Below are 22,986 nucleotides of genomic sequence, written 5' to 3' on the forward strand. Positions count from 1 at the left end.
CCCCCCCCCCCCCCCCCCCCCCCCCCCCCCCCCCCCCCCCCCCCCCCCCCTCCCCTCCCCCCCCCCCCCCCCCCCCCCCCCCCCCCCCGTGCGCCCCCCCCCCCCCCCCCGGACCGGGAACCATCCCGGGATCTGTCGAGTCTTGGTAAATGCTTTACCATTTCATTGCCAAGACTCGACCCCCAGGAGTGTCCGCCCGTGACCAGCCTCGCCCTCGGCCCGTCCTGGCTCGATCCGACCAACCTGATCTCCGCCTTCGGTCTGATCGGCATCCTGGCCATCGTCTTCGCCGAGTCCGGCCTGCTGATCGGCTTCTTCCTGCCGGGGGACTCGCTGCTGTTCACCACCGGCCTGCTGGTGGCCGGCGGCACCTACCTGCACCAGCCGCTCTGGCTGGTCTGCGCGCTGATCGTGGCCGCCGCGGTGGCGGGGGACCAGGTCGGCTACCTGTTCGGCCGCAAGGTCGGGCCGAGCCTGTTCCGCCGCGCCGACTCCCGGCTCTTCAAGCAGGAGAACGTGGAGAAGGCCGCCGCCTTCTTCGACCGGCACGGTCCCAAGGCGATCGTGCTGGCCCGCTTCGTGCCGATCGTGCGCACCTTCACCCCGATCGTCGCCGGGGTGAGCAGGATGAACTACCGCACCTTCGTGGTCTTCAACCTCGTCGGCGGCGTGCTGTGGGGCGCCGGTGTCACCGTGCTCGGCTACTTCCTGGGTCAGATCCCGTTCGTCCGGGAGAACATCGAGGCGATCCTGGTCGGCATCGTGCTGGTCTCGGTGGTCCCGGTGGCGGTCGAACTGCTGCGGGCCCGCCGTTCCGGCGCGGCGTCCGCCGACCGCCACCGCGCCGGGTAGGCGTCCGCGGCCCCCGCCGGGGTACGCCACGTACATGTGCGTCCGGCAGTTCGATCAGGCAAGGTGTAACCCGAGATCGAACGGTGGCCGACGGCCACCAGGGGCGGCAAGGAGCGGAAGTGCCTAAGCGGGGCCGACCGGGCGCAGGCAAGCGGGCGAGGGGAGGCCGGGCGGTCCGTCAGACCCGGCGGACGCCGCCGGTACGGCCGGTGAACCCCGCCGAGGCGCCGCCCACCGAGGGCCTGCTGGGCCATCCGGCCCCGACCGTCGAGCCCGCCACCGTCGTCCCCTTCGTCCCGCCGATCACGGAGACCAGGGGCCTGCTGTCCCCGGAGCCGGAGCCGGAGCCGGCCCCCGAGTCCGGGGCGCCCGCCGGGTCCGGGCCGCACCCCGCGCTCGGGCCGCACCCCGTGCCCGGGCAGGCGCCCGGCCCGGAGGACGCGCGCCCGGCCCGCCGCCGATCGGTCGCCGAGGACACCCTCACCCCCGAGGAGTGGCGGGCCGCCGGCTACACCCCGCCGATGGGCATCCCGGTCCCGGAGCTGACCGCCGGTGCCCCCGGCGAGGCGCCCTGGCCGGACCGGATGCGCACCCTGCTGCGCATGCCGATGTCCGAGCGCCCCGCCTTCGAACGGACCGCCCGCGAGCTGCACCCCTCCGCGGGTGCGACCCGCAACGTCCCCCGCATCCTCGACCTGACGCTGCGCATCGGCGAGCTGCTGCTCGCCAGCGGCGAGGCCGCCGAGGACGTCGAGGCGGCGATGCTCGGCATCGCGCACGCCTACCGGCTGGACCGCTGCGAGCCGCAGGTGACCTTCACCCTGATCGGCATCTCGCACCAGCCCTCGCTGGTCGAGCCGCCGATCACCGCCGACCGGGTGGTGCGCCGCCGCACCTCCGACTACACCCGGCTGAACGCGGTCTACGAGCTGGTCGCGGACATCACCGCGGAGAAGGTCACGGTCAACGACGCCTACCGCCGGCTCGCCCTGATCCGCCGCAACCGGCACCCGTACCCGGGCTGGATGCTCGCGCTGACCACGGGTCTGCTGGCCGGCGCGGCCACCTTCCTGGTGGGCGGGCGGATCGACGACAAGGCCTGGCTGGTGTTCGCCAGCGCCTTCGTCGCGGCCGTCCTCGGCGACCGGCTGGCCTCCACGCTGGCCCGGCGCCGGCTGCCGGAGTTCTACCAGTTCGTGGCGGCCGCGATGCCGGCCGCCGCCTCCGGGATCATCCTGTCCTTCAACGACTGGGGCCTGCGCGGCTCGGTGGTGATCACCGGTGGCCTGTTCGCGCTGCTGCCCGGCCGGGCGCTGGTCGCCGCCGTCCAGGACGGCCTGACCGGCTTCTACATCACCGCCGCGGCCCGTCTGCTGGAGGTGATCTACCTGGTCGCGGGCATCGTGATCGGCGTGATGCTGATCCTCTACCTGGGGGTCGGCTTCGAGGCGAAGCTGCGGCCGGACGAGAGCCTGGCGGGCGTCACCTACCCGCCGGTCCAGATGATCGCCGCGATGCTGCTGACCCTGGCCTTCGCCACGCTGCTGCAGACCGACCGCCGCTCGCTCGCGCTGGTCACCCTGAACAGCGGCATCGGCTGGGCCAGCTACGGCGTGCTGGCGTACAACGCGGGCATCTCCCCGATCGTGGCGACGGGGGTGGCGGCCGGCCTGGTCGGCCTGTTCGGCCAGCTGATGGCGCGCTACCGCAACGGCTCCGCGCTGCCGTACGTGACCGCCGCGATCGGCCCGCTGATGCCCGGTTCGGCGCTCTACCTGGGGATGCTGTCCTTCGCCCAGGGCCACGCCAGCGCGGGCCTGGTGTCCGTCTCCCGGGCGGCGGCGATCGCGATGGCGCTGGCGATCGGGGTGAACCTCGGCGGTGAGATCGCCCGGATGTTCATGAAGCTGCCGGTCGGCGGCGAGCGCCCGTCGCTGTACCCGGTCGTGCCGCGCCGGGCGGCCAAACGCACCCGCGGGTTCTGACCGCGCGTTGGACCGGTGTTGGGCTCCGGGCCATGTCACGGCAGGCCGCACGCAGGACCAGGAACGAAGGTAAGACGCATGACCACACTGCTGGACGGCTACCGCGAGCACATCGTCGCCGCGCACAAACAGCCGCTGTTCCTGCTGCTGGTCGGCTTCATCACCTCCTTCGTGTGCATCCGGTTCAGCGTCCGGATGATCCGCGCCGAGGTGCGGTGGTGGTTCGGCAACGTCACCCCCGGCGGCCTGCACATCCATCACATGGTGTTCGGCCTGGGCTTCCTGCTGGTCGGCGGCGTCGGGGTGTTCGCCACGTACGGCGGGCACCCGTGGATCGACTGGTTCGGGCTGGTCTTCGGCATCGGCTGCGGCCTGGTGCTGGACGAGTTCGCGCTGATCCTGCACCTGGACGACGTGTACTGGAGCGAGCAGGGCCGCAAGTCGGTGGACGCGGTGATCTTCGGGATCCTGTTCACCGCCCTCCTGCTGGTCGGGTACGTGCCGCTCGGCGTGGTGCCCAGCCAGGAGACCAGGTGGGGCCTGATCACGGTGATCTCGGTGAACGCCCTGGCCTCGGTGATCACCCTGATCAAGGGCAAGATGTGGACCGGCCTGCTCGGCATCATGGTCCCCGGCCTGTCCTGGATCGGGGCGATCCGGCTGGCCCGCCCGAGCAGCCCGTGGGCCCGCTGGCGGTACGCCACGCGCCCGCGCCGCCGGGCGCGTGCGCTCCGGCGCGAGCGCCTGCTGCACCGGCGTGCGGACCGGGCCCGTACCTGGCTTTTCGACCTGATCGCCGGCGCCCCCGACAAGGTGCCCGCGAACCACCCCGCCGCCCACCGGGTGGCCGAGCGGATGTCCGCCCGGGCCACCGCCCACCTCGACGCGCACGCCGCCCGGGCGCTGGCCCGGCGTCAGGCGCGGCTGGCGGACCGCCGCTCGGCGGCCGCCGCCGGGGCCGGGGCGGCGAACTCCCCGGCGGCGGGTGGGCCGTACGGCGCGGGCGGCCCCGGCGCGGGCCCGTCCCTCGGGGCGCAGCAGCGCCGTCGCGCGATCCGGGCGGGGCGCAATCGGACGTACGCGGTTCGTCCGACCGGGGTGGAGCACCGGTCCGGGCGACACCCCCACCTGCGGCCGCACACCCGCCGGATCCACCGGTAGTTCGCAGACCCTGTGCGCCCGGCTGAAGGTGACTCGTGGTCAGATCATCTGATGGTCACCCGCCCGGCGGAGTGCGTCCGAGGTGTGAAAAGCGCCGGAGTTGAGAACATGATCGGCGAGTGACCGTTCTGTCATGTGATGGGATGATTCGTCGGACCTGCTCCGCCCGGCCGCCCCGCCCGAGCGCCGCGGACCGTCCGCCGCCGTCCCCTCCGGACCCGTGAGAAGGGGATGTCTCGTGGCGCGCAGGCTCCTGCCGACCCTCCTGTTGTCCCTCACCGCCCTGCTCGGGCTGCTCCCCGCAGCCCAGGCGGCCCCGGCGGACCCCGAACCGGCCGCCGGCCCCGCCCGGACGGAGGACCCGTACCCGACCACCGGGGAGATCGACCGGGCCCGTGCCGAGGCCGACCGCACCGCCGCCTCCGTCACCGCCATCGAAGCCGGCCTCGCCGCCGCCCGGACCGAACTCGACCAGGCCGGCCGCAGCGCCGAACAGGCCGTCGAGGCCTACAACGGCGCCCAGCTCGCCCTCGTCCGGGCCCGCGCCGACGAGACCGCCGCCGCCCGGAGCGCCACCGCCGCCGAGGCCGACCGCACCGTGGCCGCCGAGGACGCCGCCCAGCTCGCCGCCGAAACGTACCGCCAGGGCGCGGGCGCCGCACTCTCCGCCCTCAACGCCCTGCTCGGCGCCCACGGCCCGCGCGAAGCCGGCGACCGCGCCGCCGTGATCGGCGTCGCCAGTGAGCGCACCCGGCAGATCCTCGACGCCGCCACCTCCACCGCCGCCGCCGCGACCCGCGCCTCCGCCGCCGCCCGCGCCGCCACCGAGAACGCCGAGAAGGCCGCCGCCGAGGTCGGCGCCGCCAAGGCCAGGGCCGAGGCCAGGCTCGCGGCCCAGCAGGAGGCGGTCACCGCCGCCGACCGCCGCCGCGAACAACTGCTCACCGACCTGGCCGCCGCCCGGCACACCACCGTCGACCTGGAGCGCCGGCGCAGCGAGGCCCTGGAGGCGATCGCCGCCCGCGAGGCCGAGGCCGCCGCCCGCGCCGCCGCCGAGAAGGCCGCCGCCGAAGCGGCCGCCGCGGCCGAGGCCGCCGCCAAGGCCACCCCGGCCGCACCTCCCGCCGCCGGCGGCGCGTGGTCCGCCGAGGGCGCCGCCGCCGCCATCGCCTTCGCCCGCTCCAAGATCGGCCTGCCCTACATCTGGGGCGGCGAGGGCCCGGCCGGCTACGACTGCTCCGGGCTCACCATGATGGCCTGGCGCGAGGGCGGCAAACAGCTCAACCACTTCGCCGCCGACCAGTACGCCCAGAGCACCCCGGTCAGCTACCGCCAGCTGCGCCCCGGCGACCTCGTGTTCTGGACGGACACCGGCCGCGCCGTCGACATCCACCACGTCGGCCTCTACATCGGCGACGACCAGATGATCGAGGCCCCCCGCGTCGGCATGCCGGTCAAACAGGCCAGCCTCTGGATCATGGGCACCCCCGACTTCTACGCCCGCCCGTAGCGCCCGGCCCGCTTCCACGCCCGCCCGCAGGGCCCGATGTGCGCGCCCGGCTCGCGTCGGGGCTGTCGGCGGCGGGCGCTAGCGTGGCCGCGTCGATCACTCGGGAGGAGACGCGATGAGGCTGCGGGACGTCGAGGCGGGGGACGTCGGGGCGTACGTCCGGATGCGGTGCGACGCGGTGATGATGGCCCAGCTGGGCGGGCCGCTGCCGGAGGAGCGGGTGCGGGAGCGGCTGCGCAAGGACGTCGTGGAGGTCGCCGAGGACCGTTCGTGGATCAAGGTGATCGTCCCGGACGGCGCCGGGCCGGAGGTGGTGGCCGGCTCCGTCACGCTCTGGTCGCACGAGGAGGACGGCGCCGCCGTGGCCGAGATCGGCTGGATGGTGCTGCCCGAGTTCCAGGGGCGCGGCCTCGCCAAGGCGGCCGTCCGGGAGCTGCTGGACGCGGCCGCCCGGGACGGCCGGTGGGGCCCGGTGCACGCCTTCCCGGCGACGGCCAACGGCCCGTCCAACGGGATCTGCCGGGCGCTCGGCTTCCGGCTGCTCGGCGAGCTGGACGTCGACTTCGCCGACCGAGTCCTGCACTGCAACCACTGGGTGGTGGTGCCGGGGGAGCACCACGCATCGGGCACGGAATAAATGGGATGCCGCCCGAAAGCGGCGCCCGTACGGTGGCCCGATGGGCAACACAACCGATGACGGGGCCGTCGACATCGTGAACGGCCTCCAGATCCGCGCGATCGCCGAGAGCGAGGTGGCCGCGTGGGACCGGGCGCTCGCTCTGGGCTTCCTGCGCTCGCACGCGGAGAGCACGGCCGACTTCCGCCGCCTGCAGTGGGAGCCGGGCCGGATGCTGGCTGGCTTCGACGGCGACCGCTGCATCGCCACCTTCCGCAGCTTCGACGTCGAGCTGACCGTCCCGGGCGGGGCCACCGTCCGGGCCGACGCCGTCACCGCCGTGACGGTCAGCACCACCCACCGCCGCCGCGGCCTGCTCGGCACGTTGATGCGCCGCGACCTCGCGGCCGCCGCCGAGCGGGGTTCGGCGGTCGCCATCCTGATCGCCGCCGAGTACAACATCTACGGCCGCTACGGCTTCGGCCCGGCCACCCGCGGCCACGGCTGGAACATCGACCTGCACCGCACCCGCGGTCTGCGCGACGGCCTGCCCACCGTGCCCGGCGGGCGGATCGACTTCGTGACCATGGCGCAGGCCCGCGAGCTGGGCCCCGACCTGCACGAGCGCTGGCGGCGCACCCAGCCGGGCGCGATCGCCCGCGACGAGCTGTGGTGGAAGCGGAACACCGGCGAACTCAAGGTGCCGGGGAACGAGTTCAAGGAGCCGTTCGCGGCCGTCCACCGGGACGCCGACGGTACGGTCACCGGCCTGGTGGCCTACCGGGTCGACGACACCTGGGACGGCAGCTACCCGAACTGCACCCTGACCGTGGCCGACTTCCTCGCCCTCGACCGGGCGACCGCCGCCGAGCTGTGGCGCTTCGTCCTCTCCGTCGACTGGGTGCACAAGGTCGTCGCGGAGAACATCGGCCCGGACGACCCGCTGCCGCTGCTGCTCCAGGACCCGCGCGCCGCCACCCCGTACGTGGACAACGCCGACTTCACCTGGCTGCGGGTGCTGGACGTGGCGGCCGCGTTCGACGCCCGGACGTACGGCGCGCCCGGCCGGGTGGTCCTGGAGGTCGAGGACCGGCTCGGCTACGCCTCCGGCCGCTGGGCGATCGAGGTCGCTGCGGACGGCACCGGCCGCTGCACCCGGACCACGGACGACGCCGACCTCGCCCTGGACGCCTCCGAGCTGGCGTCGCTCTACCTGGGCGGCGAGACGGCGCCCCGGCTGCTCGCGGCCGGTCTGCTCACCGAACTGCGCCCCGGCGCGGCGGCCGCCGCCGACCTGCTGCTGCGCACGCCGCTGCAGCCCTGGAACCCGGACGGCTTCTGAGCGGCCGCCACGCCGAGGGCCGGATCGCACCGCTGCGGTCCGGCCCTCGACGCGTCCGAGCTGCCCTCGGGCGGGTTACTTGACGGCGGTTTTCCCGATGGTGGGCAGGATGAAGTCCTGAATGAGGCCCTTGGCATCGCGGACGATCGGGCGGAACACCCGATAACGCGAGAGGTTGATCACCCGGGCCGCCATGGGAGTGGACCGGCGGACGAATTCCCGCGTCCGCTCGGTGTCCTCGGTCCGGTCGAAGACCCAGTAGAGCACCACGACCATCAGGTGCAGCCAGAGCACGTCGGGCAGCAGCTCGCCCAGCTCGGCGTCCAGCTTGGGGGCCAGCTCCGATCCCTGCAACACGTCGCGGAACAGTTCCACGGCGGTCGCTCGCGCCGGGTGGGACTCGTCGGAGAACGGGCTCAGCGAGCTGGTGGGGTCGGCGGCCGTGCGGAAGAACTGCGCGGCGAACTCGTGGTACGGCGCGGCCGTGTCGAGCCAGGAGGTCAGCGCGATTTCCAGGCGCTCGGCAAAGTTCCGCGTATGGGCCATGCGGTTCCTGGCATCCGCCGCATGGTCGTACGTCATTCGGTCATAGAACCCTTGAATCAGGAATTCCTTCGCCGAGAAATAGTAGTAAGCATTGCCGACCGAGACGCCCGCCTCGGTGGCGATCGCGCGCATGGTGGTCTTCTCGTAGCCGCGCTCCTGGAAGAGCCGCATCGCGGTCTCCAGGATCAGTGCCCGGGTCTGCTCGCTCTTGTCGGTCTTCGGCTGCGCCCGGCCGCCGGGCATGGGCCCGCTGTCGGCCGCACCGCTCGTGCCGTCCGTTCGGTTCGTCGCTGCCAGGTCGTCCACGGGCACGAGCCTAACCGGAGACGAAGCTCCGACCCGTGTCGGTGGACGCGGCACCGGGCGTCCCCTCCGTGCTCGGTGCCACATCCACCACCCCCGCCATTTCGAACGCGTTCAAAATGATGTGAGCACTGTAGAGGTTTCGCTTGAACATGTTCAACTCCAATCTGTGGGAGGCTCGTCACATGATCAGTCCCGTGCAGACCACCATCCGGCGCGGCGGAGCGCAGGACGCCGCGGCCGTCGCCGACCTGCACGCCCACAGCTGGAGCACCGCCTACCGCGGGATCGTCCCCGCGGACGCACTCGGCGACGGGCTGCCCGTCCAGCGGCGCGAGCTGTGGGAGCTGCGGTTGACCGTCGACTACGGCGATCCGGCCGCCGAGCCCGAACTCCTGATCGCCGAACAGGCCGGGGAGGCGGTCGGGTTCATCTACCTCGTCCCGCAGCCGGACGGCCGGGTACTGGTCGACAACCTGCACGTCCGCCCCGGGCGCACCGGCGGCGGCGTCGGCCGCGCGCTGTTCGCCGCGGCCCGCGCCCACGTCGCCGAACGGCACCCCGGGGCCGAGCTGTACCTGGAGGTGCTGCGCGACAACGTCCGCGCGATCGCCTTCTACGAGCGCGAGGGCGGCGTGCGGACGCGGGTGCAGGAGGGTGTGTTCCCGGGCGGGTACGTGCTGCCCGAGTGCGTGTACAGCTGGTCCGCCGAGAGCCTCGCGGCGCAGGCGATGTCAGCGCAGGCGGCGCCGGCTCAGCCGACGTCGTAGACCGTCACCGGCACCCCTCGCTCCACCAGCCGCGCGGACACCAGCGGTTCGACCCGCTCCCAGCGCCCGCCGGCCAGCCCGCAGCCGATCCGCGGCATGTGGACGGAGGCGCCGAGTTCCCGCGCGTGGTCGCCCAGCGCGGCCAGCGCGGTGTCGATCGCCTCGTACCGGACCGGCACCCCGGTGGAGCGCCCCGTCCGGATGCCGCGCTGGCCGACCAGGTTGGCCACCCAGACGTACGGCTCGACCCGCACCAGTTGCAGGGCGCCGAGCCCGAAGTCGTTCCCCGCCCGCTCCCGGTGCCAGCGCCGGAACGCGGCCTCGGGCTCGGGCCAGCGTCTGGACAGCGCGAGCACGAAGCCCTTGCCCCAGCCGCCGAGGTCGTTGCAGACGTGCGCGATCACCTTCACGCCCTTGCCCTGCGGCGCGGTGGCATCGCCCCGGACATAGGTGATTTCCGCCATGCCTCGAACGCTAGACCGAGGCTCTGACAGTCCGCTCGGCATTTTCCGCAGGGGCCCCGGCGGCGGGTGCCGCCCCGACCCCGCCGGCGCGCAGGTGCCGCCGCCCGGCCAGGGCGATCAGCAGGGCGAGCGCGGCGGCGCAGGCCGGCAGCGCGTAGCCGGTGCCGGGGGCGGCGTGCTCGGCGACCGCGCCGGCGAGCGCCGCGCCGCCCGAGATGCCGACCACGATGCCGGACACCGCGACCGCCATCCCCTCGTTGAACTGCCGCCCCGGCAGCAGCTCCTGGACCAGCGTCATGCCGGTCACCATGGTCGGCGCGGTGGCCGTGCCGGCCGCGAACAGCGCGACCCCGAGCAGGCCGAGCCCGGCCCCGCCCAGCCCGGCGGCGAGCGGCAGCAGCAGCACCCCGGCCATCGCCGCGGCCCCGGACAGGAAGCGCACCCCGGTCGCCCGACGCGGCGTCAGCAGTCCGAACAGCAGCCCGGCCAGGCAGGATCCGCCCGCGACCAGGGCCAGCAGCGCGCCCGCCGCCGCCTTGTGCCCGAGCGCGTCGGCGTACGCGACGGTGGTGATCTCGGTCGAGCCGAAGACGACGCCGGTGGCGAGGAAGGCGAGCAGCAGCACCCGCAGCCCGGGCACCCGCAGCGGCGAGCCGTGGCGGTCGCCCTCCGAGCGGGCGGGCAACGGTGGTTCGGTGCGCCGCTGGGCCGCGAACAGGAGGGCGCCGGTGGTGCCGAGCGCCCCGGCGGCGAGCAGTCCGGCCTCCGGGGCGACCGCCGTGCAGAGCGTCATGGCGAGGACGGGCCCGGCCGTGAAGCAGAGTTCGTCCAGGGCCTGTTCGAGGGAGTTGGCCAGGTGCCGGGCGGCCGGGTCGGCCCGGTACAGGTGTGCCCAGCGGGCCCGGGCCATGCCGCCGAGGTTGGGCGCGGCCGCGCCGGCCGCCCAGCAGGCGTAGAGCGTCCAGTCGGGTGCGCCGAGCCGGAGGCAGAGCAGCAGGGCGGCGAGCGGGGCGGCGTTGTAGAGCGCGGCCGGTACGGTCACCCGCGCCTGCCCGTACCGGTCCACCAGCCGACCGAGCAGCGGCATCCCGATCGCGCCGGTGATCAGCCCGGCCGCCGAGACGGTGCCGGCCAGCGCGTAGGAGCCGCGCCGTTCGGCGAGCAGCACGACCAGCGAGACGCCGTTCATCGACAACGCGAGCCGGCCGAGCAGCCCGGCGAGGGTGAAGGCGGCTGCGCCGGGGGCCGCGAACAGCCGCCGGTAGGAGGTGAGGAGGGCGCGCGAGGGCATCGGGCTCCTGGGGAGGGTGAGGGGGGTGCCCATCAGCCTCCCGTCGGTGCCCGGCGGCGGTCCAACACCTGTTCCGTCGCATTCACAGCAGGTTGTTGTTAATCTGCCGCCCATGCCCCGTGACCTGCACCCCCGACTGCTCCGCGGCTTCGTCGCGACCGCCGAGAGCCTGCACTTCGGCCGGGCCGCTGGGCGGCTGCACGTCGCCCAGCAGGCGCTCAGCCGGGACATCCGGACCTTGGAAGGGCTGCTCGGCGACGCGCTGTTCACCCGCACCACCCGCAGCGTCGAACTCACCCCGGCCGGGCAGCGGTTGTTGCCCCGGGCGCGCCGGCTCCTCGCCCTGCACGACGAGATCCTGGCGGGCGCCGCGGCCCGGCCGCTGCTGCTGGACCTCAACAGCGACGTCACCGGCCCGGACCTCACCGCCGACCGGGTGCTCGAACGCGCCCGCGCCGCCTGGCCGGAGGGCGAACTGCTGGCCCGCTTCCACGGCGGCCTCGCCGCGGCCGCCGCCGAACTGCTGGCCCACCGGCTGGACGTGTCCTTCGGCCGGTTCGCCGGACTGCCCGCCCCGCTGCGCGACCAACTCGCCCAGCGGCCGGTCCGGTTGGAGCGGATCTCGGTGATGATGGCGGACACCCACCCGCTGGCCGGCCGTCCGGTGCTGCGGGTCGCCGAGCTGACCGGGCACCCCGTCGACGTCTGCGCCGGCAACCCGGCCACCACCGAGTGGGCCGATCTCGGCGTCCGCCTGCTGCGCGAGCACGGCCTGACGCCGGCCGCGCCGTACGTGCCGCCGGTGGGCGTGGACGAGACGGCCCGCTACCTGGCCCGGCACGGCGATCCGATGCTGACCACCGTCGGCGGGCCGAGGATTCCGGGGGCGGTGAACGTGCCGCTGGTGGAGCCGGTGCCGCTGAGCCTGGTCAGCCTGGTGCACCGGCCCGGCGAGCGCCACCCGGGGCTGGCCGCACTGGGCGCCGCGGCCGCCGGGCTCGGTGCGGCCGAGGGCTGGCTGCGCCGGCCGGCGGGCAGCTGGCTGCCGGTGGCGGACGCGGCGCTGCTCGGGTGAGACCGGGCCGTCGGGACGGGCCGCCGGAAACTCTGGGACGCGACACCGCCCCTGCCGTCGGGGGTCGGCAGGGGCGGCGGGTGGGCGGACCGGACCGCGCGGCGGGTCCGGCGGCCCGGGTGGCAGTCGTGGACGGCCGGGTCAGGCCGCCTTGACGGCGGAGATGTCGAAGCTGAGCTTGACCTTCTCGCTGATCAGCACGCCGCCGGTCTCCAGGGCCGCGTTGTAGGTCAGGCCGAACTCGGTGCGGTCGAGGACGGCGCTGCCCTCGAAGCCGACCCGCTCGGCGCCGTAGGCGTCGGTGGCGCTGCCGGTGTACTCCAGGTCCAGGACCACCGGGCGGGTGGTGTCCTTGATGGTCAGCTCGCCGCTCATCCGGTACGTGTCGCCGCGCAGCCGTTCGGCCGAGGTGCTGCGGAAGCGGATCTCCGGGTAGGTGTCGGCGGCGAAGAAGTCGCCGGTGCGCAGGTGCTCGTCGCGCTGGGCCTGGTTGGTGTCGATGCTGGCGACCTTGATCATCAGGTCGGCGGAGGAGTTGCCCGGGGTGCTGCCGTCCAGGTGCAGCTTGCCGTCGTACTCGGTGAAGCGGCCCTTGACGTTCGTCACCATGGCGTGGCGCACCGAGAAGGCGACCTCGCTGTGCGTGGTGTCGATGGTCCAGTCGCCGGTCAGGTGGGCGAGGTCCGGGCCGGTCGGGGTCTCGGCGACGGCGGTGGGGGTGGCGGTCTTGGTGCGGTTGAACAGGCCCATGGCTCCTCCTCGGGTCCGAAGCCATTTGTTTAGGCTTCAACTTGTTGGGTTCAGCGTAGGCCGCTTTCGTTCAAATTTCAACCACAGCCCTCGGCGTTTCGCGAAAGACTTGGCGGAGCGGCACTGTCGGACCGCCCGGTTAGGCTGCGAAGGACGGTTCCGCCGACCGGAAGGCCTCCCGCATGTTCGTCCTGCACGCGCTCTGGCGGGCGGGCGGACGGCTGGCCCTGTGGGCCGAGGACGCCCGCGCCCATCCGGGCGCCGCCGAGCCCCGCCCCGGCCGGGCGGCCCCGCGCGCCCACCCCTACGCCTGCCCGGCCGGCGAACTCGCCGCCGTTCTCGGCGGCATCGGGCCCGGCCTCGGCTGGCTCGCCGGCCAGGCCCCCGAACGCTGGGCCACCCTGCTGCTGCCCACCACCGGCGCCCTGCCCGCGCCCTCGCCGGACCTGCCGGTCACCCCGGTCCGGGGCGCGGCGGTCCTGGCGCCCTGGCGCGTCCCCGCGCTGCTCTTCGACACCGGCGCGGCCGCCCAACTGCTCGGCGAGGTCTTCGACCCGCACTGGGCCGTCACCAGCACCGATCTGCCCGGCACCGGGCGCGTCGAGGTCGTCCAGGGCCCCTCGCTGCGCTGGCTGACCGGCGTGCACGACCTCGCCTGGCGAACGGTCGGCCGGGGCCGGGTGCTGCCGCTGCCCGTCCTGGCGGACGGCCGCCCGCAGGCCCGTTGGCGACCCGACCCCACCCCGGCGGGCCGCCGGGAGGCCGCCGCACTGGCGGACGGCTGCCCGCCCGTCCTGCTGGGGGAGTGGCCGACCGGCGCCGCCGGCACCGGCGAGGTCCTGCTGGACGCCGCGCTGGGCGCGCTGGTGGACGCCGAGGCCCGGGCCGCCCTGGCCGGCACGCCCCCGTTGGGCCCGGGCGGTGCCCGGACCGGCGACGCCCGAACCGGTGGCGCTCCGGCGCCCGCCCCGACGGCCGCCGCGCTGGGAGCCGACGCCCCGACGGCCGCTGCGATGGGGACCGCCGCGGTGGGGGCCGCCGCCGAACGCTGGCTGCACGCCCTGACCACCCCGGACGGCGGCCTCGCGAACGTCCAGTCCGAGGGCTTCGCCGAACTGCGCCGCCGGCTCGCCGCCTGGTACGCCGCCGCCGAGCCCACCGCGCCCGCGCTCCGGCTCTGCTTCCGCCTGCTGGAGCCGCTCGGTCCCGACCCGGACGACCCCGAGGGCCGGCCCTCCGACGACGCCTGGCAACTGGAGTTCCTGCTCCAGGCCGTCGACGAGCCCTCCCTGCTGGTCCGCGCCGCCGACCTGCACGAAGGCGGCGCCGCCCACGCCGCGCTGGCCCGCAAGGCGCCGGACCCGGCCGACGTCCTGGTCACCGAGCTCGCCCGCGCCGCCCACCGCTGGCCGGCCCTGGACGGCCTGCGGCACCGCTCCCGCCCGGCCGCCCTGCCGCTCGACCGGGCCGGCGCGCTGGACTTCCTGCGCACCGCCGCGCCCGCCCTCGCCGAGGGCGGCTTCGGCGTGCTGCTGCCCGCCTGGTGGCGCCGCCGGCCCAGGCTCGGGCTCGCCCTGCGGGCCACCACCCCGCCAGCGCCGGGCTCGCTCGCCGTCGCCTCCCAGGTGGACCGGGACGCCGTGGTCGCCTTCCGCTGGCAGGCCGCGCTCGGCCCGGAGGGGGCGCCGCTGACCGAGCAGGAACTGGCCGAACTCGCCGCCGCCAAGCAGGGGTTGGTCCGGGTCCGCGGCACCTGGCTGGAGGCCGACCCGGAGCAGATCGCCGCCGCGCTCGCCTTCCTCGCCGACCGGCGCGACGGCGTGCTGGCCACCGCCGACCTGCTGCGGCTGGCCCTCGATCCGGAGGCGACCGTCGCCGGGCTGTCCGTCACCGCCGTCCGCGCGGACGGCCCGCTCGGCGACCTGCTGGCCGGGCGCGCCGCCCCGGCCCCCGCCCCCGTGCTGCCGCCCGACTTCCGGGCCACCCTGCGCCCCTACCAGGAGCGCGGCCTGGCCTGGCTGCGGGCGATGGCCGGGCTCGGCCTCGGGGCCGTGCTGGCCGACGACATGGGCCTCGGCAAGACCGTCCAGACCCTCGCCCTGCTGGCCACCGAGCAGGCCGAGGGGGCGGTCGGCCCCACCCTGCTGGTCTGCCCGATGTCCCTGGTCGGCAACTGGCAGCGCGAGGCCGAGCGCTTCGCCCCCGCGCTGCGGCGCCACGTCCACCACGGCTCCGGCCGCCTCGGCGCCGACCGACTCGCCGAAGCCGTACGGGGTGTGGACCTCGTCATCACCACCTACGGGCTGGTCCAGCGCGACCTCGCCGCGCTGCGGGCGATCCGCTGGCGCCGGGTGGTCGCCGACGAGGCGCAGTACGTCAAGAACGCCGGCACCGCACAGTCCCGGGCCGTCCGCGCGCTGCCCGTCACCCGCCACCGGATCGCCCTGACCGGCACCCCGGTGGAGAACCGGCTCGCCGAACTGCACGCCGTCCTGGACTTCGCCAATCCCGGGCTGCTCGGCCCGGCCGAGCGCTTCAAGGAGCGCTACGCGATCCCGGTCGAACTGCACCGCAGCCCCGAGCGCACCGCCGAACTCCAGCGCCGTACCGCCCCGTTCGTGCTGCGCCGGCTCAAGTCCGACCCGGCGGTGGCCGCCGAGCTGCCGGCCAAGCAGGAGATGACCGTCTGGTGCAGCCTCACCGCCGAGCAGGCGGGCCTCTACCAGGCCGTGGTGGCCGACCTGCTGCAGCGGGTCGAGGGGATCCGGGGCGTGGAGCGGCGCGGCACCGCGCTGGCCGCGATCGGCAAGCTCAAGCAGGTGTGCAACCACCCGGCCCAACTGCTGCACGACGGCTCGGCGTTGGGCGATCGCTCGGGCAAGGTGGCCCGGCTGGCGGAGCTGCTGGAGGAGGCGCTGGCCGAGGGCGACCGGACGCTGGTCTTCACCCAGTACGCCGAGTTCGGCACGATGCTCCGCCCCTACCTGGCCCGCCGGCTCGGGGAGAAGGTGCTCTACCTGCACGGCGGCGTCCCCCGGGCCCGCCGCGAGGAGATGGTCGAGCGCTTCCAGTCCACAGACGGGCCAAGGGTGTTCCTGCTCTCGCTGCGGGCCGGCGGCACCGGCCTCAACCTGACCGCCGCCAACCAGGTGATCCACCTGGACCGCTGGTGGAACCCGGCGGTCGAGGAGCAGGCCACGGACCGCGCGTTCCGGATCGGCCAGCGCCGGGACGTCCAGGTCCGCCGACTGGTCTGCGTCGGCACCGTCGAGGAGCGGATCGACGAACTCCTCGCCGCCAAGCGCTCGTTGGCCGCAGCGGTGGTGGGGGAGGGGGAGCGCTGGCTCACCGACCTGCCGGTCGAGGCGCTGCGTGAACTGGTCGCGCTCACCCGTGAGGACGCCGTCGCCGAGGAGGACGCATGACACCCGACCGCCCCGCCCCCGTCCCGCCGGGGAACGCCGCCGCCGGGAACGCCCAACCCGGGAACGCCCAACCCGGGAACGCCCAACCCGGGAACGCCCCCGCCGTGAACGCCGCCGCCGTGAACGTCGCCGCCTACTGGGGCGGCGGCTTCACCCTGCGCCCGGCCCCGCCCGGGCCCGAGGACGAGCCCGACGAGCCCTCGCTGCGCCGTCTCGGCCGCTCCGGCGTCACCGTGCGCGGCCGCGACCTCGCCACCCTGCTCGCCCCCGCGTACGAGGCGTTCCGCGGCTGACGAGGCCTCGGCTCGCCACGGCCCGTGCGGTAGCGTCGGAGCGGTGACCGACACTCTCACCGACCCCGCCCTCGACGACTTCGAGCGGCACCGCCGGATGATCTTCGGTATCGCTTACCGGATGCTCGGCAGCGTCGCCGACGCCGAGGACCTGGTCCAGGACACCTGGCTGCGCTGGAGCGGGGTCACCGGCCCGGTCGCCAACCCGGGCGGCTACCTGGCCCGGACGGTCACCAACCTCGCGCTCAACCGGCTCGACTCGGCCGCCGTCCGCCGCGAGGCCTACGTCGGCCCCTGGCTGCCCGAGCCGCTTGTCGCCGAACCGGACGCGACCGCCGACGTCGAGCGCGCCGAGACGGTCTCGTTCGCCCTGCTGGTGGTGCTGGAGAGCCTGTCCCCGCTGGAGCGGGCCGTCTTCGTCCTCAACGAGGCCTTCGGCTTCTCCTACCGGGAGATCGCCGAGGCGCTGGAGCGCACCGAGGCCGCCTGCCGGCAGGTCGGCAGCCGGGCCAAGGCGCACGTCCGGGCCCGTCGGCCGCGCTACGACGCCCCGCCGGAGCTGCGCCGCCGCGCCACCGACGAGTTCCTCGCGGCCTGCGTCGGCGGCGACCTCAACCGGATGCTGGACCTGCTCGCCCCCGACGTCACCTCCTGGACCGACGGCGGCGGCGTGGTCCGCGCCGCGCTGCGCCCGGTCACCGGCGCCGGCAACGTCGCCCGCTTCCTGCTCGGGGTGCTCGGCCAGCTGGGCGAGGGCGTCGAGCTCCGGCCGGTCCTGGTCAACGGCCAGCCCGGGCTGCTGGTCACCCAGGACGGCGCGATCGACGCCGTCTCGGTGTTCGACTTCGTCGAGGGGCCCGACGGTCGGCCCCGGATCGCCGAGCTGCGCATCGTCCGCAACCCGTCGAAGCTCGCCCACCTCACCGGCCGGGCTTGACCCTCGACCTGGTCGAGCCCGCAGAGTCACCGGCATGGAGAGCGAGCTGCACAGCATCGGCGAGCTGGCCCGCGCCAGCGGCCTGGGCGTCGGCACCCTGCGCTACTACGACGGCGCCGAGGTGCTCACCCCCGCCTGGGTCGACCCGCAGACGGGCTACCGCTGGTACCGGCCCGGGCAACTCGCCGACGCCCGCCTGCTGGCCCGGCTGCGCCGGGTCGGCCTGCCGCTGGCCGGCATCCGCGCCGTGCTCGGCGCGGCGCCCGGCTCCGGCGAGGCCGCGCGGGTGCTCGACGCGCACCTGCGCCGGCTGGAGGACGGCCTCGCCGACGCCCGCCGCGAGCTCTCCCTGATCCGCGTGATGATCGACCAGAGGGAGCAACCGATGAGCACCACCCCCGCCGAAGTCCGCTTCACCGTCCCCGCCGAGGAACTGGCCGCCGCACTGGACGCGGTCCGCTTCGCCGTCGGCGGCGACCCCGGAACCCCGGCGCTCGCCGGGGTGCTGTTCGAACCGGACGGCCCGGTGCTGCGCCTGGTCGCCACCGACCGCTACCGGATGGCGCTCGCCGAGGTGCCCGCCACCACGGCGCCCGCCCGGCCGGACGGCGGCACGATCGTCCCCACCGCCCTGGTCGACGCCCTGCGCGCGCTGCTCGGCGCGGGCGCGGGCGCGGCCGAGGTCGCGGTGACCCTCGGCGGCGGCCTGGTCCGGGCCGAGACCGGCGGCCACCGGATCGAGGGCGCCGCCCTGGACTTCGACTACCCCGACCACCGGGTGCTGACCCGGCTCGAACCGGAGCACCGGATCGACCTGTCCGCCGCCGAACTGCGCGGCGCCGTCGAGACCGGCGCCACCCGCACCCTGCCCTCCGGCCCGAACGGCGCGGACTGCGTGGTCACCGTCCTCACCCTCACGGCGGACGGCCGCCTGGCGGTGGCCGGTGCCGAGCCCGGCCCCGAATCCGCGTCCGGAGACCTGAGGGTGGCGGTCAACCGCGACTTCCTGCTGGACGCCCTGCGGGTCGGCCGGCCCGAGCAACTGGTGCTCGAACTCGGCGGCCCGATCGCCCCCTTGGCGATCCGCACGCCGGGCCGGGAGGGCACCTTCTCGCTCCTGATGCCGGTCCGCGTCCCCGACCTCGGCTGAGCCCGCCCGCCGTTTGCTGTTGTTAACATCCTGCTTGCATCTGCAAGCAGGATGTTGCAGTCTGCTGGCATGGCCTCACTGAACGTCGGCTCGCTGGGCGAGTACATCCGCGAGCAGCGCCGGAACGCGCAGTACTCACTGCGCCAGCTGGCGGAGGCCGCAGGCGTGTCGAACCCGTACCTCAGCCAGATCGAGCGCGGGTTGCGCAAGCCGAGCGCGGAGATCCTGCAGCAGATCGCGAAGGCGCTGCGGATCTCGGCGGAGACGCTGTACGTCCAGGCCGGGATCCTGGAGGAGCGGCGTGGTGAGGGCCTGGAGCTGCGGGCCTCGATCCTGGCCGATCCGCTGGTCAACGAGCAGCAGAAGCAGGCGTTGCTCGCGGTCTACGACGCCTTCCTGAAGGAGAACGCCGTCCAGCGGGGCGCGGTGGCCGAGCGGTCGCCCGCGGCCGGCACCGGCACCGGCGTTCCACCAGCCTCCGGCCCGACGACCGACGGCTCAGCCACCCAGAACATCCACCGGGAGGACCGGTAAGCATGCCGATCACCGACGAGATCAAGAAGACCCTGAGCGACCCGACCCCGCTGTACGCCATCGCCGGCGCCGGGGATCTCGCGTACGAGAAGCTGCGCGAGGTGCCGGGCCGGGTGGAGGCGCTCACCGCGGACCGCAAGGGCGCGCAGGAGAAGGCCACCGCCCGGTTCCAGGAGGCGCAGACGAAGCTGGCCGAGGCGCAGGCCAAGGTCACCGAGACCGTCACGACGCTCCCCGTCGACCTGCGGACCCTCCAGGAGCGGGCGCAGGGCTTCGCCCTCCAGCAGGTCGGCCGCGCGGTCGAGCTGGCGGTGAAAGCCAAGGAGACGTACGACGAGCTGGCCGAGCGCGGCAAGGTCGTGGTGGATCGGGCCCGCCCGGGCGCGCCCGCCGAGCCGGGGCAGCCGGCCGGGGAATCGGAGCTCGCCCGGGCGTCCGAGCCGGTCGAGGCCGAGCTGGTCGAGGACGACACCGACACTGACACCCCGGCCGCCGACGCCCGGCCCGCCCCGAAGAAGGCCGCCCGCGCCCGGAAGGCCACCGACCGCGCGGAGTGAGGGTAGGGCCGCCGGACGGGCACATCCGGTGACCGTAGGACGTTGACAGGAGAGCGGACGGTCGACCGTGCCAGGATGGGCGGTGGCCGGAGCGCCGGAGGCGAGAGACAGAGGAGAGCGTGATGGGCGGAGTGGCCCAGATTCTGGACTTGGCCTATCTGAACCCGATCTGGTGGCTGTCCGTCGCCATCCTGGGCTTCAAGCTGTTCGCCCTGGGCGACGCGGTCACCCGCCGTGAGGACGCCTACCGGGCGGCGGACAAGAAGACCAAGCCGTTCTGGCTGGCGATCCTGGCGATCGCCTTCGGCTGGGACCTGCTGTTCGGGGTGAACTTCTTCACCGGCATCGGGACGCTCGCCGGGCTGGTCGCGTCGATCGTCTACATGGTGGACGTGCGTCCGGCGATCCGGGAGCTGACCGGTGGTGGCGGCCGTGGCGGCCGCAGCAACACCGGTCCGTACGGCCCCTGGTAGGCCGCGCGATCGGGCGACGACCAGGCAACGGCGAGGCCCGGGCGGGGAGTTCACCCGCCCGGGCCTCGCCGTACCCGGCTCCGGCCGGCTCAGCCGAGGATCAGCTGCACCGGGTTGCGTTCCAGCAGCAGCACCGCGACGTCGTCCGTCAGCGCGCCGCCGTTCAACTCCTCGACCTCGGCGATGGCGCTGTCGACGAGCCGGCCCCGGGTGAGCCCGGCGGACTGGTGGTCGCCGATGAGGTCGGCCAGGCCGTCCTGGCCGAGGCGGCGGGAGCCGGCCCCGACCCGGCCCTCGATCAGCCCGTCGGTGTAGAGCAACAGCCGCCAGCCGGGCTGGAGTTCGATCTGGTGGGCGGGCCACGCGGCCTGCCCGTCGTGGCACGGCAGCAGGCCGAGCGCCGGACCGGCGAGGTCGGCGGGCAGGGTGACCGGCTGGTGGTCGCGGCCGAGCAGCAGCGGCGCCGGGTGCCCGGCGAGGTAGAGCCGGGCAGGCTCGCCGGCGCCGAGCGAGTCGAGGCCGCCGCTGGCGCCGCCCGGCTCGATGACGAGCATGCAGAGCGTCGCGAAGATCTCGTCGCTGCGCCGCTCGTGTTCCAGCACGTGCTGGAGGGTGGTCAGCAGGGCCTCGCCGGTGAGGCCCGCGAAGACGAGGGTGCGCCACGCTATCCGGAGGGCGACGCCGAGCGCGGCCTCGTCCGGGCCGTGGCCGCAGACGTCGCCGATCACGACGTGGACGGTGCCGTCGTCGGTGCGGACGGCGTCGTAGAAGTCGCCGCCGAGCAGGGCGCGGCGGCGGCCCGGGCGGTAGCGCCGGGTGAAGGAGAGGCCCGCGCCGTCGAGCAGCGGGGTGGGCAGCAGGTGGCGTTGGAGCCGGGCGTTCTCCTGGCCGCGCAGTTCGGCCTCGACGAGGCGGCGCTGCGACTCGTCGGCGCGCTTGCGCTCGACGGCGTAGCGCAGGGCGCGGCCCAGCAGCGGGCCGTCCGTCGCGTGCTTGATCAGGAAGTCCTGGGCGCCCGCGGCGACGGCGGCCGCGCCCAGTTCGGCGCCGGCCGCGTCGGTGAGCACCACGACCGCGGTGTGCGGGGCGCGGCGGAGCAGTTCGTGCAGGCCTTCGAGGCCGTCGGAGTCGTCGGACGGGTGCGGCAGGTCGGCGGGGGCGGCGAGGTCGAGCAGCACGCAGCTGAACTCGCTGCCGCGGGAGCGCCCGCGCCGGGTGCCGGACGGGGACACGGCGAGCAGTTCGGTGGCCTGTTCCAGCCCGCGGGCCCAGTGGATCTCGATCGAGGTGCCGCTGTCGGCGACCGCCGCCTTGATCAGCTGGGCGTCGGAGGCGTCGTCCTCGATCACCAGCAGTTTGAGCGGAGCGGTGCTGCTGGCGGCCACCGCGGCGGGGGCGTCGGCGGGGGCCGAGGTGTGTCCGGTCTGGTGCCGGGGGTGCGGTATCGGGGGAGCGGCCGTCACCGGGCCGGCCGGCGTCGGGCCGGTCAGGGCCGGGCGGTTGCGGGCATGGTCAACGGGGGCGCCGGCCTGGGCGCCCGACAGGCTCGTGGCACCAGGTGCCCGCCCGTCTCCCGTTGCGGGCATCGGTGGTTCCTCCCTTTCCCCGAGTGCGTAACGGTCAGCGCCCGTCCGCAGTGCCCGCCTGGCACCGTGCGCCGGGGAACTTCTCGCGACCATAACGTGATCTCCGGGGATTTCTCTGGCCGACCGGCGCCGTTGTGGTTTTTGCCACGCCGGTGGCGGTGCGGTGATCTGACTCGGACGACGGCTGGGATCCCCGCGTCGGCGGGGAAGGAAGGGGGACGGGCGAGGGTGACGCGGATCACCCTGGTCGAGGGTGACGTCGGGGGCCGCAGGTGGACGCCGTGGCACCGGGCGGCGACGGCGCACGGGCGGGTCGTCCGGCGGCGTCCATCGTGACGTGATGGGGCGTCAACACGCCAGTGGTATTCGATAACTCGTTCGAGTGAATGCGGCGAGTCGCTCACCCGCACCGGCCCCGGTCCGTGCCTGGCCGGCGGCTCCGGCCGCGCGACCCACTACGGTGCGAGCGCGCTCCAGGGCACCGTGACCTCGCCCTGCCGCCACCGCCCGCGCGCGTCCACCAGCGGCCAGTCGCCCGCCAGTGCCGTGCAGGCTGCCACCCAGCGCTGCCGCGCCCCGAACGCCCCGTACGGCGCGGCCGCCGCCCAGGCCCGGTCGAAGTCGGCCAGGAAGGCGTGCACCGGTCGGCCCGGCACGTTGTGGTGGATCAGCGCCTTCGGCAGCCGTTCGGCCAGGTCGGAGGGCTGGCCGAGGCCGCTCAGCCGGGCCGCGAAGGTCACCGTCCGGGGCCCCTCCGGGCCGAGCGCGACCCAGACGTGCCGCCGTCCGATCTCGTCGCAGGTGCCCTCCACCAGCAGCCCGTCCGGGGCCAGCCGGGCGCAGAGCCGCTCCCAGACCCCGGCCACCGCCGACTCGTCGTACTGCCGCAGCACGTTGGCGGCCCGGATCAGCTGGGCCGGCGCGCCGCCGTCCAGCGGAACCTCGAAGCCGCCGCGCCGGAAGGTGAGCAGTGGCGGTTCGGCGTACGGCAGCGCGGCCGTGACCCGCTCCGGCTCGATCTCGATCCCGACCACCCGGACGTCCGGGCGCACCGTGCGCAGCCGCCCGGCCAGTTCGACGGCCGTCCACGGCGCGGCGCCGTAGCCGAGGTCGACCGCCACCGGCGGGCGGCCACCGGCGCGCAGCGTGCGGCCGAGGGTGTGGGCGATCCAGCGGTCCATCCGCCGCAGCCGATTGGTGTTGGTGGTGCCCCGGGTGACCGTCCCCACCGGCCGTCCGGTCCGCCCACGGGTGGGTGCGGTCGCGGAGTCGAAGGAGGCAGCCATGCCTGGAAGGGTAGTCGGGTCCGCGTCGGCACCGCTGTGACCTGGGACGTCACCCCGTCCGACATCTCGTCCGGCATCTC

21 protein-coding genes are annotated in these 22,986 nt (G+C 74.9%); 15 read left to right on the forward strand and 6 right to left on the reverse strand.

Annotation, left to right across the window (positions count from 1 at the left end):
* Positions 1 to 198 precede the first annotated feature (198 nt).
* From AC07BF_RS34100 to AC07BF_RS34125, 6 genes are all read left to right on the forward strand, one after another.
* The gene (locus AC07BF_RS34100) at positions 199 to 852 is read left to right on the forward strand and encodes a DedA family protein (protein ID WP_350878332.1); all 654 of its coding nucleotides are present in this window, start codon (positions 199 to 201) and stop codon (positions 850 to 852) included.
* A 209-nt stretch (positions 853 to 1,061) separates the two neighbouring features.
* Complete coding sequence (locus AC07BF_RS34105; protein ID WP_363582400.1) at positions 1,062 to 2,837, forward strand: threonine/serine exporter family protein; 1,776 nt, start codon at positions 1,062 to 1,064, stop codon at positions 2,835 to 2,837.
* A gap of 78 nt (positions 2,838 to 2,915) precedes the next feature.
* Positions 2,916 to 3,998, forward strand: coding sequence for a hypothetical protein (locus AC07BF_RS34110; RefSeq protein WP_363582398.1), 1,083 nt, complete (start codon positions 2,916 to 2,918; stop codon positions 3,996 to 3,998).
* Positions 3,999 to 4,236: 238 nt separating this feature from the next.
* Positions 4,237 to 5,508, forward strand: a complete 1,272-nt coding sequence (locus tag AC07BF_RS34115; protein ID WP_478334368.1) for a C40 family peptidase — start codon at positions 4,237 to 4,239, stop codon at positions 5,506 to 5,508.
* 115 nt (positions 5,509 to 5,623) lie between these two features.
* Positions 5,624 to 6,145 (forward strand): GNAT family N-acetyltransferase, encoded by a 522-nt coding sequence (locus tag AC07BF_RS34120; protein ID WP_400809928.1) that lies wholly within the window; start codon positions 5,624 to 5,626, stop codon positions 6,143 to 6,145.
* Positions 6,146 to 6,185: 40 nt separating this feature from the next.
* The gene (locus tag AC07BF_RS34125; protein WP_363631787.1) at positions 6,186 to 7,466 is read left to right on the forward strand and encodes a GNAT family N-acetyltransferase; all 1,281 of its coding nucleotides are present in this window, start codon (positions 6,186 to 6,188) and stop codon (positions 7,464 to 7,466) included.
* Positions 7,467 to 7,541: 75 nt separating this feature from the next.
* Here the strand turns inward: AC07BF_RS34125 and AC07BF_RS34130 are convergent, their stop codons facing one another.
* Positions 7,542 to 8,318, reverse strand: coding sequence for a TetR/AcrR family transcriptional regulator (locus tag AC07BF_RS34130; protein WP_478334369.1), 777 nt, complete (start codon positions 8,316 to 8,318; stop codon positions 7,542 to 7,544).
* 194 nt (positions 8,319 to 8,512) lie between these two features.
* Here AC07BF_RS34130 and AC07BF_RS34135 point away from each other — a divergent pair, with 194 nt between their 5' ends.
* Complete coding sequence (locus tag AC07BF_RS34135; RefSeq protein WP_478334370.1) at positions 8,513 to 9,085, forward strand: N-acetyltransferase family protein; 573 nt, start codon at positions 8,513 to 8,515, stop codon at positions 9,083 to 9,085.
* Here AC07BF_RS34135 and AC07BF_RS34140 read toward each other — a convergent pair.
* Entirely contained in the window at positions 9,070 to 9,549 is a 480-nt protein-coding gene (locus AC07BF_RS34140; protein ID WP_478334371.1) for a macro domain-containing protein, read from the reverse strand. The genes AC07BF_RS34135 and AC07BF_RS34140 overlap by 16 nt on opposite strands.
* Positions 9,550 to 9,559: 10 nt before the next feature.
* The gene (locus AC07BF_RS34145) at positions 9,560 to 10,840 is read right to left on the reverse strand and encodes an MFS transporter (protein WP_478334372.1); all 1,281 of its coding nucleotides are present in this window, start codon (positions 10,838 to 10,840) and stop codon (positions 9,560 to 9,562) included.
* Positions 10,841 to 10,952: 112 nt separating this feature from the next.
* Between AC07BF_RS34145 and AC07BF_RS34150 the strand changes: the two genes are divergently transcribed.
* Complete coding sequence (locus AC07BF_RS34150) at positions 10,953 to 11,915, forward strand: LysR family transcriptional regulator (protein WP_400986226.1); 963 nt, start codon at positions 10,953 to 10,955, stop codon at positions 11,913 to 11,915.
* A gap of 141 nt (positions 11,916 to 12,056) precedes the next feature.
* Here the strand turns inward: AC07BF_RS34150 and AC07BF_RS34155 are convergent, their stop codons facing one another.
* Positions 12,057 to 12,665: a YceI family protein gene (locus tag AC07BF_RS34155; protein ID WP_478334373.1), complete on the reverse strand. Its 609-nt coding sequence runs from the start codon at positions 12,663 to 12,665 to the stop codon at positions 12,057 to 12,059.
* 182 nt (positions 12,666 to 12,847) lie between these two features.
* Between AC07BF_RS34155 and AC07BF_RS34160 the strand changes: the two genes are divergently transcribed.
* From AC07BF_RS34160 to AC07BF_RS34190, 7 genes are all read left to right on the forward strand, one after another.
* Positions 12,848 to 16,090: a DEAD/DEAH box helicase gene (locus AC07BF_RS34160; RefSeq protein ID WP_478334374.1), complete on the forward strand. Its 3,243-nt coding sequence runs from the start codon at positions 12,848 to 12,850 to the stop codon at positions 16,088 to 16,090.
* Positions 16,087 to 16,383 carry a hypothetical protein gene (locus AC07BF_RS34165; RefSeq protein ID WP_478334375.1) on the forward strand — a complete coding sequence of 99 codons (297 nt, stop codon included), beginning with the start codon at positions 16,087 to 16,089 and terminating at the stop codon, positions 16,381 to 16,383. Before AC07BF_RS34160 ends, AC07BF_RS34165 begins: the two co-directional genes overlap by 4 nt.
* A 43-nt stretch (positions 16,384 to 16,426) precedes the next feature.
* On the forward strand, positions 16,427 to 17,320 hold the full coding sequence (locus tag AC07BF_RS34170; RefSeq protein WP_363631776.1) for an RNA polymerase sigma-70 factor: 894 nt from the start codon (positions 16,427 to 16,429) through the stop codon (positions 17,318 to 17,320).
* A gap of 34 nt (positions 17,321 to 17,354) precedes the next feature.
* Entirely contained in the window at positions 17,355 to 18,470 is a 1,116-nt protein-coding gene (locus AC07BF_RS34175) for a DNA polymerase III subunit beta family protein (RefSeq protein WP_478334376.1), read from the forward strand.
* A 69-nt stretch (positions 18,471 to 18,539) separates the two neighbouring features.
* The gene (locus AC07BF_RS34180) at positions 18,540 to 19,004 is read left to right on the forward strand and encodes a helix-turn-helix domain-containing protein (protein ID WP_363582370.1); all 465 of its coding nucleotides are present in this window, start codon (positions 18,540 to 18,542) and stop codon (positions 19,002 to 19,004) included.
* Between the two features lie 2 nt (positions 19,005 to 19,006).
* Positions 19,007 to 19,561, forward strand: a complete 555-nt coding sequence (locus tag AC07BF_RS34185) for a hypothetical protein (protein ID WP_363582368.1) — start codon at positions 19,007 to 19,009, stop codon at positions 19,559 to 19,561.
* A 122-nt stretch (positions 19,562 to 19,683) separates the two neighbouring features.
* Complete coding sequence (locus tag AC07BF_RS34190) at positions 19,684 to 20,034, forward strand: DUF2516 family protein (RefSeq protein WP_063348783.1); 351 nt, start codon at positions 19,684 to 19,686, stop codon at positions 20,032 to 20,034.
* Positions 20,035 to 20,123: 89 nt separating this feature from the next.
* Here AC07BF_RS34190 and AC07BF_RS34195 read toward each other — a convergent pair whose 3' ends face one another.
* Together AC07BF_RS34195 and AC07BF_RS34200 are read right to left on the reverse strand one after the other, a co-directional pair.
* The gene (locus AC07BF_RS34195) at positions 20,124 to 21,620 is read right to left on the reverse strand and encodes a PP2C family protein-serine/threonine phosphatase (RefSeq protein ID WP_478334377.1); all 1,497 of its coding nucleotides are present in this window, start codon (positions 21,618 to 21,620) and stop codon (positions 20,124 to 20,126) included.
* A gap of 455 nt (positions 21,621 to 22,075) precedes the next feature.
* Positions 22,076 to 22,906, reverse strand: a complete 831-nt coding sequence (locus tag AC07BF_RS34200; RefSeq protein WP_363631774.1) for a class I SAM-dependent methyltransferase — start codon at positions 22,904 to 22,906, stop codon at positions 22,076 to 22,078.
* Positions 22,907 to 22,986: the final 80 nt, after the last annotated feature.

The organism is Kitasatospora sp. NPDC043950 (genome assembly GCF_056435345.1).